At 51.4% G+C, this 12,856-nt stretch carries 9 protein-coding genes; 2 read left to right on the top strand and 7 right to left on the bottom strand.

What is annotated here, in order from left to right; all coding sequences use genetic code 11:
* Nucleotides 1-4: 4 nt before the first annotated feature.
* A complete protein-coding gene (gene sulP / locus IPH59_15495; GenBank protein ID MBK7093096.1) occupies nucleotides 5-1,735 on the top strand; it encodes a sulfate permease in 1,731 nt (576 codons plus the stop codon).
* Between the two features lie 59 nt (nucleotides 1,736-1,794).
* Entirely contained in the window at nucleotides 1,795-2,961 is a 1,167-nt protein-coding gene (locus IPH59_15500; protein ID MBK7093097.1) for a hypothetical protein, read from the top strand.
* 12 nt (nucleotides 2,962-2,973) lie between these two features.
* Here the strand turns inward: IPH59_15500 and IPH59_15505 are convergent, their stop codons facing one another.
* The 7 genes from IPH59_15505 to htpX form a co-directional block, all read right to left on the bottom strand.
* The gene (locus IPH59_15505; protein ID MBK7093098.1) at nucleotides 2,974-4,533 is read right to left on the bottom strand and encodes an OmpA family protein; all 1,560 of its coding nucleotides are present in this window, start codon (nucleotides 4,531-4,533) and stop codon (nucleotides 2,974-2,976) included.
* Nucleotides 4,534-4,565: 32 nt separating this feature from the next.
* Nucleotides 4,566-5,813 carry a SpoIID/LytB domain-containing protein gene (locus tag IPH59_15510; protein MBK7093099.1) on the bottom strand — a complete coding sequence of 416 codons (1,248 nt, stop codon included), beginning with the start codon at nucleotides 5,811-5,813 and terminating at the stop codon, nucleotides 4,566-4,568.
* A complete protein-coding gene (locus IPH59_15515; protein MBK7093100.1) occupies nucleotides 5,810-6,937 on the bottom strand; it encodes an anhydro-N-acetylmuramic acid kinase in 1,128 nt (375 codons plus the stop codon). Before IPH59_15515 ends, IPH59_15510 begins: the two co-directional genes overlap by 4 nt.
* Nucleotides 6,938-6,978: 41 nt before the next feature.
* Nucleotides 6,979-7,977: a beta-N-acetylhexosaminidase gene (gene nagZ, locus IPH59_15520; protein MBK7093101.1), complete on the bottom strand. Its 999-nt coding sequence runs from the start codon at nucleotides 7,975-7,977 to the stop codon at nucleotides 6,979-6,981.
* Complete coding sequence (locus IPH59_15525) at nucleotides 7,977-9,536, bottom strand: sensor domain-containing diguanylate cyclase (protein MBK7093102.1); 1,560 nt, start codon at nucleotides 9,534-9,536, stop codon at nucleotides 7,977-7,979. The genes nagZ and IPH59_15525 overlap by 1 nt, the downstream gene beginning before the upstream one ends.
* A gap of 148 nt (nucleotides 9,537-9,684) precedes the next feature.
* Nucleotides 9,685-11,823 (bottom strand): S9 family peptidase, encoded by a 2,139-nt coding sequence (locus IPH59_15530; GenBank protein MBK7093103.1) that lies wholly within the window; start codon nucleotides 11,821-11,823, stop codon nucleotides 9,685-9,687.
* Nucleotides 11,824-11,998: 175 nt separating this feature from the next.
* Nucleotides 11,999-12,847, bottom strand: coding sequence for a zinc metalloprotease HtpX (gene htpX / locus IPH59_15535; GenBank protein ID MBK7093104.1), 849 nt, complete (start codon nucleotides 12,845-12,847; stop codon nucleotides 11,999-12,001).
* Between the last annotated feature and the right edge of the window lie 9 nt (nucleotides 12,848-12,856).

Consider the following 12,856-nt stretch of genomic DNA (forward strand, 5'->3'; position numbering starts at 1 on the left):
TGATATGTTAAGACCCAAGCTCTTTACCACATTAGGAAACTACAACCGCCAGCAGTTCACCGCTGACTTGACCGCCGGGGTCATAGTCGGCGTAGTTGCATTGCCGCTTGCGATTGCTTTTGCGATTGCCTCCGGCGTTTCTCCGGAAAAAGGTCTTTTCACAGCAGTCATCGCGGGGTTCTTGATTTCGGCGCTCGGCGGCAGCCGGGTCCAGATTGGCGGTCCCACCGGTGCGTTTGTAGTAATCGTCTATGGCATCGTCGCTCAGTATGGCCTTGACGGGTTGATGATTGCGACAATCATGGCTGGGATCATTCTGATTATCATGGGGCTGGCGAACTTTGGATCGGCGATAAAATTCATTCCACATCCGGTGGTGGTGGGGTTCACCTCGGGAATTGCCGTCATTATCTTCTCTTCTCAGGTAAAAGACTTCTTCGGCCTTCAAATGGGAGATGTCCCTACCGATTTCATTGAGAAATGGATTTCCTACCCCCTTCATCTTGACACGATCAACCCATCCACTCTTGCGATTAGCTTGGGAACAGTGTTGTTAATCATGATCTGGCCAAAGATCACTCATCGCGTTCCCGGAACCTTGGTTGCCCTAATCGGCGCGACTGCAGTGGTTCAGCTCTTCAATCTTCCGGTCGAGACAATTGGCAGCCGTTTCGGTGAAATTCCGTCGATGATGCCGACTCCGACATTTCCCAAGATCGACTTTGAAACCGTGAAGAATCTCATTGGTCCGGCGACGACAATCGCGATTCTGGCAGGTATCGAGTCATTGCTGTCGGCTGTTGTTGCTGATGGTATGATTGGAGGTAAGCACCGCTCCAACATGGAATTGGTAGCGCAAGGTGTTGCCAATATCGCCTCGCCGCTTTTCGGCGGCATTCCCGCCACCGGAGCGATTGCCCGTACCGCAACTAACATCAAAAACGGCGGCCGTACACCAATCGCCGGAATGACTCATGCAGTTGTGCTCTTGCTGATTATGCTTTTCTTTGGCCGATGGGTGTCGCTCATTCCTTTGGGAGCATTGGCCGCGATTTTGGTCATAGTAGCATACAACATGAGCGAATGGCGATCATTCCTCGGTCTGCTGCGCGGTCCCAAAAGCGATGTCGTGGTACTGCTAACAACCTTTGGACTGACAGTGATGATTGATCTGACCGTCGCTATCGAAGTCGGCATGGTGCTCGCGGCGTTTCTGTTCATGAAGCGCATGTCCGAAGTGACCAACATCGGAGTTATCACCAGAGAATTCAAAGATGACGTCGAGGAATCCGACGACCCGCTCGCTATCAACAAACAGCAGGTACCGGCTGGTGTGGAAGTATACGAAATCAATGGTCCGCTGTTTTTCGGCGCAGCTTACAAATTCGAGGAGTCGATCAAGATCATCGAAAAACCGCCCAAGGTGCTGATACTGCGTATGCGCAACGTGCCGGTCATAGACTCATCCGGAATTCACGCATTAGAACAGGTGCTTAAGAATTGCCGCAAACACAAGATTTCGCTGATTCTCTCCGGCGTTCATGCTCAACCACTGTTCGCGCTGACTAGCTCCGAATTGATCAAAGCCATCGGCGATGATAATGTTCACGCCAATCTGCATGACTCGCTGAATCATGCCCGGACCATACTTGGTATCCCCACGGTTGAACGGACGGGACCGTTTATCCCCACAGTTGCCCGTGAAGCCAAGCGAAAGCCCGACCAGAAAGATTGAAGATTAAGGTAACCTCGCGGAATTGTTATCGTTATATTAACTAAGGGAGAAATCAATTAGTGCGGTTACTTTGCGTTCGCGATATCATCATTACCGTAATCATCGGACTCGTTGTTAGCAGTCCCCTTTTTGCATTTCGATTCCAATCATCTGACGAAATATATCTGAGCGGCGACATTCAGGAAGACCTGATGTTGGCCGCCGGTACCGTCAACTTCGACGGTAACCTGTATGGCGATCTGCTGGCAGCATCACGGACCCTCTCTTTTGACGGCATGATCGATGGTAACTTGAATGCAGTCGGTCAGCGCATCGCCGTGAACGGTGAAATCTGCCGTTCCTTGCGCGCATTTGCGCAGTCGGTAAACATCAGCTCCCGTGTGGAAGGTGATGTAGTTGCGTTCGCAAGTGAAGTGACTCTCGGATCGGATGCCGAAATCGGCCGCGATATCGCAGCCTTTGGAACGGAAGTCTTTCTCGATGGCACCATCGGATCCGACGCCTATGTATATGCCAACATTGTGACTGTGACTGGCCGTATCGAGGGCAACCTCAAGATCGAGGCCAACAAGATATCAATCGCTCCCGGTGCCTACATCGGCGGCGATTTCAATTATGAATCGAAGACAAAAGCAAAGGTCTCTGCGGAGTCACAGATTCTCGGCGAAACGCGGTGGAAGAAACGCACCAGCGATGGCGAATCCGGCGGGATTGCCGATTGGATACCACCGCCGGGAGGGATACTCTGGTCGATAGTGTTTCTCGTCGGCTCGATCCTGACGGGGATTCTCGTGATTGTCATTAGTCGTGGAGCAGTCTATTCGGTTGTCGATGAGATACGCACGAACGGCGCGGTGTCCGGGTTCCTTGGACTCGCGATCATTGCACTGATGCCGGTGTTGATTGTACTGACCGGGATTACCCTGCTCGGACTGCCGGTCGCGCTAGCCGGATTTACCGTCTATGCCCTTCTCTTCTTCATTGGAAAAGTTTTCGCCTCGATTGCACTCGGTGCATTTCTCATCGGACTCATTCGCAAAGGCAAGAAGGTCTCACTGGGTTGGTCGTTGGTACTCGGCATGCTCATTCTCGCGCTCTTATTCAAGATACCGGTGCTTGGATGGTTCATTTATCTGGGGGCGTGGTCAGTGGGCGTTGGTGCAATCGTGATCAGAGTATTCCGCAGGAAATCTCCAGTCGTCGCTGAAGCTGTTGCTGTACAATAGCGGTCAGACTACTCAGAATTTGAATTCAAGCTCGATGCGACGATTCTGCTCGCGTCCATTCCTCGTTCTGTTTGAAGCCATGAAATTGCTTTCGCCGCGTCCAATAGATGTGATTCGGCTATCTGCCACACCGGCACTTGCCAGGTAGTTCTTCACAGCGTCGGCACGTTTCTGTGATAGCTGCAAATTGCCGTCATCAGGACCGACGTCGTCCGTGTACCCATTGACCATTACCGAGACTTCGGGAAACATCTTCAGCATCTTCACAATGGAATCAAACACCGCAGTCTGATCAGATCTAATTTTTACCTCACCGGCATCGAAGAGTTTGTGGAAGACTTGCTTCTCAAATATCTTCACCAGATCGGGACAGCCATCCTGATTAATTGGAAGCTCCTTTGAAGAATCAGGGCACTTGTCTATCGAGTTTTCCACGCCATCATTGTCTAAGTCCAAGACACAGCCGTTGCTGTCGACGGCGACTCCCTTGGCCGTACTCGGACACAAGTCGCGATGGTCGGCAATTCCGTCGCCGTCTGAGTCAGGAGCACATCCCGTGCTATCGACATGTCGAACATCAGCCGGCAATGTCTGCGGACAGCGGTCGATTCCGTCAAAAATCTTGTCATTATCGGAGTCGAGCGGACAACCATCGCGATCAACGATTGCGCCGATTGGTGTGTTCTTACATTTGTCGAGCAGATCGACCACACCATCAGAATCTTTGTCGGTATCAGGCGGAGCCACAAGAGCCGGTACCGATTGCACCGTATCAACTCGCACCGGCACAGGCGGCGGCACAGCTATAACAGTGTCTTTCTCTTCATCTGCATCTTCTTCATAGACCTTGCGACTGATGCGATTTGGATTCTGCGGTTTCTTTTCGGCTTCTTCAAGCATACTCCGGCCCTTGCCGCCGAAGTGGATGGAAACCCCGATACCGAATTGGAGAATGGCGCGAGAACGCGAGTTCTTTACCCACTGTGCAAAGTCAGCGCCGATGCCGGCAAAGTGCGTGTATTCCGCTCCCAGAGAGAACGCGACGCGATCAGTGAGAAGCTGCTCCAGCCCCAGTCCAATTGTAATACCAAACTCGGTTGCCTTGTAATCTCGGGCATTGCCGTCGGTGTTTTCTACGACGATTGCTTCATTGGCAGGATGTGACTTGATGTTCCAGAGTAGCATTTCAAATCGAGCCTGAGCATACGGCGTCGTATGCCCGCGTTGATTTAGATAGAATTTTGGACCAAGAGAAATTCCGGTGAGCGACCAACGTCGATTGGCGCGATCATTGTTGAACTTAAAGAGTGATGTGCTGACAGAGTCGTTGTAGATCTTGCCGCTGCGAAATGCGCCGACAATCGCGAATTGTTGTGAAACCATGTACTGCACATCGGCGCCCCAGTACGGACTGAATAGCCAGATTTGGGCGGAGTCGTTAAGTGCCGGCTGGATTCCATTCAGAACAAGCTGTAACGAAAAGGGGCGGTTTTTGATACTGGCTTGCAGTTCGGCGCTTACGCAGAAAGCAACCGTTACGGCAACACATAGAATCAGAACATACTTTCGCATCCCCCTTAGATATGAAAGTTGTTTGATCTTGTTCAATACAATTTTTGAATCTGTACGCCGGTGTAGTAATGGGTTAGGATTTGGTCGTATGGCAGACCCGCTCGCGCACGACCAATTGCTCCGCATTGACACATACCGACACCGTGCCCGTAGCCTCGGCCATGAATCGAAACGGTCGAAATTCGGCCATTGGCGTTACGCTTTAGGTCCAGTTCGAAGTCCGATGATCTGAGAATGCCCGGTAATCCGGGACGGGCAAATGCCCAGCGAATGATATCTTTGCCAAGATTCGTCTTACCTGCTTCGGTGACAATATTCAACGAAGCTATACGGCCGCCAATAGAACGCGACTCAATTTGCAGATCCTGCAGTTGGCTGCCAAGGCGCGAGCTTGTCCTCCCGGTGGACTTCAGATAGCTGCGGACATTGCCGAGCAGTGTCGCTGCCGGAAACTCTTCGTCCCACGTGTAGTACTTTGACCAGTTGCAGAAAGTGTCGTCCTCCACACTCTTGAGATATGACTTCGCGCTCTTCTCCCACACGTCTTCAATGTTGTCAGTATGACCACCGCAAGTCGAGTGATAGAAGGCATCGATGAGATTGCCGTCGGCCTTCATCACTTCCCCACGTGTCTGCTTGAGTGCGTTGTCGCAAAGGCGAAATTCGCCCTCGACGCCGGTGTACACCTGATCGAGAATTTCGTTAACAAGATCATATTCCTTGTCCGGATACTTGTTGCGTGTCGCCAAGGCATAAGTCCTTGCCGCGACCGCTTGAGCCTTCACCGCCTCAATCTCCTCCGGCTTGCGCCTGCCGATCTCCGGCGCCAATACGCCGCGAAGGTAGTCCTCGACATGCAGCACGTTGACAACATACATCGTATCGTGACCGTCGGAGTAGAACTCGAAGATGCCACGGAATTTTCGTTTGTCGAGCCACAGCCAGCTCTTCTTCTCAGCAACGACAGTTACGCGGCGAAGTTTGGATTCAAGCCGGTTGCCTTTGAGATCATACAGCGCGAGGTATTGACCTTCCGGCCTCACCGCGACATTGACAGCCGAATAGTACGCCGACTTTTCGTCATTGATGTTCCAGGTGCGTACGACGCAATCACCTTTGGCACCGACTTGAACTTCGTTCTTCGTATGAAGGACCCGCACTCGGATAATCGGTTGCTTGAGTTTATCGTAGCCCTCTTGTCGTAGTGCATAGTTCATCCGGGCGCATGATGACACAAGCAACATTGCGCAGATCTGTATCAGAAGTATCTTCAGTTTCATGGCATTGAAATCTTTCCCAAGATTGCCGTTCGCGATGCACCGGTGACCTGTGCCAAATTGCCGGTCTGTGAGTTCAACGTCAGGTTGGCAAGATACGCAAATGCTTCAGCTTCCACAAAGTCAACATTCGATGAGAATGCGTCTGCGCCTTCCACTTTCACACCTTCAAAATGATGCCGCAAACGCGACATCAGGAATCGGTTGTGCGCACCGCCGCCGCAGACTATGACAGATGTTGCTCTTGCTCCGTCGAGCAGATGTTCTGTTGCGTGTTTAATTGATAGCGCAGTCATTTCACTTAATGTTGCAAGTGCTGATTGAGTGTCGAGATTTGCAAGTTGCGACGCGACTGTCTGATATTCAAGAATACGCAATACCTCGCCTCGATCGTGCGATACCGGTAGTCTGCGCTGGAAAATTTCAGCCCTTAGCAACTCATCCAGCAACTTTGCATCAATTGCTCCAGAAGACGCCAATGCGCCGTCGGCATCGAAGTGCTTTCCCGTTCGTTGCCTAACGACAGTATCGAGGAGAGAGTTTCCCGGACCGGTGTCGGATGCAACGCACTCGCCATTGCTCTTGAGGACTGTAATGTTCGCGATCCCGCCGATGTTGACAGCGACATTAGTTTCACCTTCACGGGCGAAAATTGCCTGATGATATATTGGCGCCAAAGGCGCCCCCGACCCGCCTACGGCAATGTCGCCACTGCGAAAATCGGAGATGGTGACCGCACCAAGTCGCTTTGCAATGACTTCGGCTTCACCGATCTGAAGCGTGCCGCAAACTTTGCGGTCAAGAAATTGAATCGGCATTGATAAGTGCGCAATGGTCTGACCGTGGCTTCCGATGAGATCAATCTTGTCTGTAGGGAGGTCGTGTTCGCGGCAGAATTGCTCAATCGCATCTGCGTAGAAATGGCCGAGATAATATGAGAGTCCGATTAACTCGGATAGATTCACGCTCGCGTCGCGCGCAATTTTGAGAACCGTCTCTTGAAGCGGTACGGGATAAGATATTGTCGCGCTCGCGAGATTCTTGAGTGAGCGTTTTTGTGCGTTGACCTCGCAGTACGCAATATCAAGACCATCCGCTGAGGTGCCGGACATCAAACCCAACGTCATGCGGGTTTCTTTCCGGAGAAGTGATTCCAACGACAGCGATTTCATGCGGAGAAGTATTGCGGATTATTGTTCTGAAACGCAACGACTCGTTGATAGCTTTCGGAAATTCGCTCACGCAGCTTGTCGTCAGCGGTAGCGCAAGCTTCCAGACCATCAAGAAGACTCTCTATCGTTTCTTGCAGATTAGCATAGATTAGCAAATCACATCCGGCTGCGAGCGCCAACTTCCCCGCTTCAATTTGGCTAACACCTTCAAGTGCGCCAAGCATCTGCAAGTCGTCGCTTATGATCAGCCCGGTGAATCCAAGATGTCCGCGCAGTTCGTCCTGCAACACTTTGTGGCTGAAAGTCACGATGTTGCTTTCGTCAAGTGCCGGCGCGCGCAAGTGTGTCGGCATAATCATATCGACTCCGGCAGCAATTGCCGCACGAAACGGCTCATAGTCGGATTTGCGAAACTCCTCAAGTGTCCTTGCTGAAAACGACACCTGGAAGTGGGGATCGCCGGTTGCGGATGCGAGTCCCGGAAAATGTTTGGCGCAGGAGATTACGTTGTTTGCTTTGAGCACTTCAACTTGAGCTTTGGCGCAATCAGAGGCAATCTTAACATCGTGCGAAAAAGCCCGCGAATGAAGTACATGAGCCGAATCCTCGGGATCCAAATCGCATACCGGGACGAGGTTCAAATTCACTCCATGCGTGCGCAGTGCTTTCGCAGTAACACTTGTCCCGTTTAACAATCCTTCAAGGTCATTGCGTTTTCCGAAATGGAGGGGTGACGGAAACACCGGAAAATCGCCGTCAAAACGCACGACACGACCGCCTTCCTGGTCGACAGCGATAAAGGCTCTTCCATTTGAAACTGCTGAGATTGTCTTGGTAAGACTGGTTAGCTTGGAAGAAGAGACATAGTTCCGGGCGAAGAGTATGATTCCGCCCAAGCTGCCTTGCTCGAGAAGCGAATTCAGATTTGCGGGAAGTACAGCATTGTCGAAACCGCAGACGATCAATGAGCCCAGTTGGCGGCGAAGTTCGCTCATTAGACTGTGACTACGGCGTTCTTTCCGCTGCCTTTGGCGAGATACATGGCCCGGTCGACCAGCTGCACGAGTTCATCTTCGCCATGTCCGTTGTCGGGATATGTCGTGATACCGACTGATACGGTGGCGTTCAATTTGGGATGCTTGATACCGTCGCCAAATGTCGACCGTTCGATTTCGGAGCGTATACGCTCGGCAATGGTCCGTGCATCATCGTGATCTGTTTGAGGCAGGATGATGATAAACTCTTCACCGCCGTACCGCGCCAGCGTATCGGTATCGCGAATGTTGGAAGCGGCGACGCGGACAATACCCTTGAGGATAACGTTTCCGCACTCATGCCCATAGGTGTCGTTAATGCGCTTAAACCAATCGATATCAACCATGATTAGCGACAGCGGCTGACGGTAGCGGGTGGCGCGTTTGATTTCGTCGGCAAGCCGGTCGGAGAAATAACGGTAGTTGTATACTCCGGTCAGGTCGTCGATGACGACCATCTTTTCGAGTTCGTTGTGGAGGCGGCTGTTTTCATACGCCATCGCTGCAGATGCTGCAAGAATCGAAGCAACCTTTTGGTCGATATCGCTGAAGCGATTCACTCGTGTAGATTCGGCTTGAAGAATACCAATCACCCTTCCATGTGAGATCATCGGCACAATTAGTGCACTCTTGGCGTCCTTGATAGTCGGAATATAGCCCTCGTTTTGGTCAAGATCAATCAGTCTTTTCGATTCGGCTGTGTGAACAACTTCGCCCACAAGACCGTCCAATGCGATTATCTCGCGCAGATGCGAGGTCTTTCGCAGGCCATCCTCGAGACGACCGCGTTCATACAGGTAGCTGAGATCCGGCGAGCAGAGCTGAATCGAACACATTTCGAAGCCGAGAATCGAGTCGACGATGTGGAACACGTTGTGCGTAATTTCCTGGTCATCGTGAATTTCGCCAAGCACCCGCGAAGTTTCGTAAATCTTTTCGACGCGCGCCTGCGATCGTTCCAGTTCAGTCGTGCTTTCATTTAGCGAGTCGAGCAACTTGAGCAACTTGGATTCCGACTGCTTCATGTGCCGCGACACAAAACCCACTGCATAAGCAAAGAACCAGGCAAAACCGAGACGCAGTCCAAGTTCTACTGGTGACACTTGGGTTAACAGCTCCGGGTTGCTGATCATATACAACGTGGTTACCGCAATCGAAATGCCGACACAGAAATTCAAATTGAAATAGTATGCCGAGAACATGATGTTCAAGTAATACAGGAGATAGAAACTGGACTCAGCGCCGCCGGTGAACTTGATCAAGTATGTGACGAAGATGACATCGAAGATCAAAGAGTAAGTAAAAACCTCAGAGATGATCTTCGGCTTGTACTTCCAGATCAACGAGAAGATCGAGAGATGCAGCGCAAATATCACCAACGCAAAAGAAATCTCGCGCTGGACCTCGTTTGCTGTCGAAGTCGACAGCATCCAGGCAACTACCGCAGCTGCAGTAATAGCCCGCGAGCCGATATAGATGTTTTCCAAGCGTGGAAAGAGTGTTCTTATAGACTGAGTCAATGCGCCTTCACCCGATCGAGAATATTTCTATTCTATTATCGGTAAAGGCAGGCACTCCCTTAGCCGCCTAATCCCTTTTTGTTCATAGTGTTATACGGACCAAGTCTGCACTCGGTACAAAGCCGTTACGGATTGATATCGGGCTTCTTCAGTCTGTTATTCCTAAGACCTTGAGTACGAACGCATATTCGAACGCGATCTCCCGGAATTGTTGATACCTACCCGACGCTCCGCCGTGTCCAGCATCAAGATCGATCTTGAACAAGAGTAAATTACTATCAGTTTTGTTGGCACGCAACTTGGCACACCACTTCGCGGGCTCCCAATAAGCAACACGCGGATCGTTCAAACTTGTCGTTATCAGAATGTGTGGATAGTCCTTCGCGACAACATTGTCATACGGCGAATACGATTTCATGTAGGGGTAGTAATCGGCTTCTGCCGGATTGCCCCACTCTTCCCATTCGGTGACTGTCAATGGAATCGTCGGGTCGAGCATTGTGTTGATCAAATCGACAAACGGCACGTCCCCGATTGTCGCCTTCCAGAGGTCGGGACGCATGTTGGTGATCGCACCAATCAACAAACCGCCTGCGGAAGCACCATTCGCTACGACTTTGTCTTTGGCGCAGTATTTTTCTGCGATCAGATGTTCGGCACAGGCGATGAAATCAGTGAAGGTGTTCTTCTTCTTGAGCAGCTTGCCGTCAAGATACCATTGACGTCCCATCTCGCCGCCGCCGCGTGTCTGTGCGATGGCGAACACCATTCCCCGATCGAGCAGGCTGATACGATTCGACGAAAACCACGGATCAAGCGGGTCACCATAAGCACCGTAGCCATACAAGTAGAGCGGATTCGTCCCGTCCTTCTTGAACTTGTCTTTGCGATAAACGACCGCGACTGGAACTTGCACTCCATCCGGCGCTGTCGCCAATACTCTTTCCGACTGATAGTTGGCCGGATCAAACCCGCCGAGGACTTCGGTGGTCTTGAGTGCCACGCGTGTACGTTTCTCCATATCGTAATCGTAAACGGTCTTGGGAGTCGTCATCGATTGATAGCTAAATCTCAGCAGACTTATGTTGAATTCCGGATTGGCGTCACCGGCAATTGAGTAGGTCTGTTCTGGAAATTCCACATTGTGAGCGGTCTTGTCTTTCAGGTTGACCACTTTCATTTCCTGAAGGCCATTCTGACGCTGCTGGATTACCAAATGGTTGGCAAATGAGTAGATAGCATCAATCTTGATCTTGTCGTCGTAAGGAATGAATTCCTTCCAGTTGCTTCTTGCAGGATTTGCAGAAGGCGCCTCAACGATCTTGAAATTGACCGCATTGTCATTGGTCAAAATGAAGAACGTGTCGCCGTGCGGATAAACATAATATTCCAGTTCTCCTGTACGCGGCTCGACTACCTTGAACTCCGCAAGCGGTGTCGCTGCGCTGATGAACCACGCTTCGGCTGAGGTCTTGCTCCCAAGACTGATTAATATCCACTGCTTGTCCCGCGTGCGCGTGACATCGAGGAAGAAATGCTCATCGAGTTCTTCAAAGACCAGCACGTCCGCGGTCGATTCTGTGCCAAGCACGTGACGATAGACACGGTACGGCCGATACGTTTCGTCAATGACATCATAGAAAAATGTCGCGTTGTCGCTAGCCCAGGCAATGCTGGTGCCGACATTTTGGATACGATCAGGAAGCAATTCTCCAGTCACCAGATTCTTAACATGCAATTCGTAGACTTCCGATCCAGTGGTATCAACCGTGTATGCCAACAGCTCGTGATTGGGACTAACCGAGAATCCGCCGACATCAAAGTAGCCGATGCCTGCCGCGAGAACATTCTGGTCGAGAAGAATTTCTTCGGCGCCATCAAGCGAACCCTTCTTGCGGCAATAGATCGGATAGTCCTTGCCCTGCTCGGTGCGCGAATAATAGTAGTAGTCGTCAATGCGTTCCGGCACGCTCAAATCCGTTTCTTTGATTCGGCCCACTAATTCGTTATAGAGCTTTTCTTGTAATGCCTCAGTGTCTTTCATCATCGCGACTGTGTAGTCGTTCTCAGCGTCGAGATAGTCCATCACGTCGGGATCAGATTTGTCGCGCAGCCAGAAGTAGTCGTCGATGCGCACATCACCGAGAGTCGTGTCGGCCTTGGGAATTTTGGTCGCCATCGGCGGTTGTGGTGATTCCTGTGCGGTCAGTGTCGCAGCCAATGCGATGATAAACGCGATGATTAAGAGATATGAAGAAGTCGATTTTTTGTAACGAAGCGATGACATAATATTCCTCCGCGAATCTGCGGTTAAGATGCTCTTGGTGGGAAAATGTATGGTTTTGTTGGGTGGGGTGGTTAGGGATATTTTTGACGATATCCTGGTCACAATCCGCCACAATAATAAAGCGGCAGACGTTGCCATCTGCCGCTCACCATTTCACATACTTACGAATACTGTATTATGCAAATCTCATCTGCTCAAGCCGCTTGACGCGCTCTTCCATCGGCGGATGCGTTGAGAACAAACTGGTGATCCCGCCGCGGCCAAAGAGCGGATTGACGATGAACATATGCGCCGTCGCTGGGGAGGCATCCATCGGCACTTTTTGCGCCGCTGTATGCAGCTTGCGCAGAGCATTCGCCAAATCATTGGGATTGCCATGATACTTGGCGCCGCCGGCATCGGCTAAGTATTCGCGCGAACGCGAAATTGCCATCTGAATCATCATCGCCGCAATCGGCGCGATAATCGCCATCGCGATGACAGCTATCGGCGAACCGCCGCGATCGTTGTCGGATCGTCCGCCGCCGAAAATCGCCGCAAATTGCGCCATGTGGGCCAGCATCGAAATCGCACCGGCAAACACTGCCGCGATGGTGCCGATCAAAATATCGCGATGCTTGATATGCGCCAGCTCGTGGCCAAGCACACCGCGAAGTTCCGGCTCGGTCAGAATGCGCATGATTCCCTGCGTGACAGCTACCGCCGCGTGCTCCGGATTACGACCGGTCGCGAATGCGTTCGGTGTGTCGTTCGGAACGATGTAAACCTTGGGCATCGGCAACTCTGCCCGCTGTGCCAATTCGCGCACCATATTGTAAAGACGCGGCTGCTGGGCTTCGGTGACTTCCTGCGCCTTGTACATCTTGAGGACGATCTTGTCCGAGAACCAATAACTGAAAAAGTTCATTCCCAGCGCGAAGACGAAGGCGATTACCATTCCGCCTTGACCGCCCAGCGCGTAACCAATCCCGACAGCCAATACCATCAACAAGGCCATCAGGAAGGTCGTTTTCATTGTGTTCATTATTTCAAA

The sequence above is a fragment of the bacterium genome (assembly GCA_016708315.1).
Taxonomy (GTDB): Bacteria; Zixibacteria; MSB-5A5; order CAIYYT01; family CAIYYT01; genus JADJGC01.

What these genes read in the sequence shown, in the direction of transcription:
- htpX (MBK7093104.1), bottom strand. Translation starts at nt 12,847, where the DNA reads ATGAACACAATGAAAACGACCTTCCTGATGGCCTTGTTGATGGTATTG.
- sulP (MBK7093096.1), top strand. Translation starts at nt 5, where the DNA reads ATGTTAAGACCCAAGCTCTTTACCACATTAGGAAACTACAACCGCCAG.
- IPH59_15530 (MBK7093103.1), bottom strand. Translation starts at nt 11,823, where the DNA reads ATGTCATCGCTTCGTTACAAAAAATCGACTTCTTCATATCTCTTAATC.
- nagZ (MBK7093101.1), bottom strand. Translation starts at nt 7,977, where the DNA reads ATGAGCGAACTTCGCCGCCAACTGGGCTCATTGATCGTCTGCGGTTTC.
- IPH59_15515 (MBK7093100.1), bottom strand. Translation starts at nt 6,937, where the DNA reads ATGACGTTGGGTTTGATGTCCGGCACCTCAGCGGATGGTCTTGATATT.
- IPH59_15510 (MBK7093099.1), bottom strand. Translation starts at nt 5,813, where the DNA reads ATGAAACTGAAGATACTTCTGATACAGATCTGCGCAATGTTGCTTGTG.
- IPH59_15505 (MBK7093098.1), bottom strand. Translation starts at nt 4,533, where the DNA reads ATGCGAAAGTATGTTCTGATTCTATGTGTTGCCGTAACGGTTGCTTTC.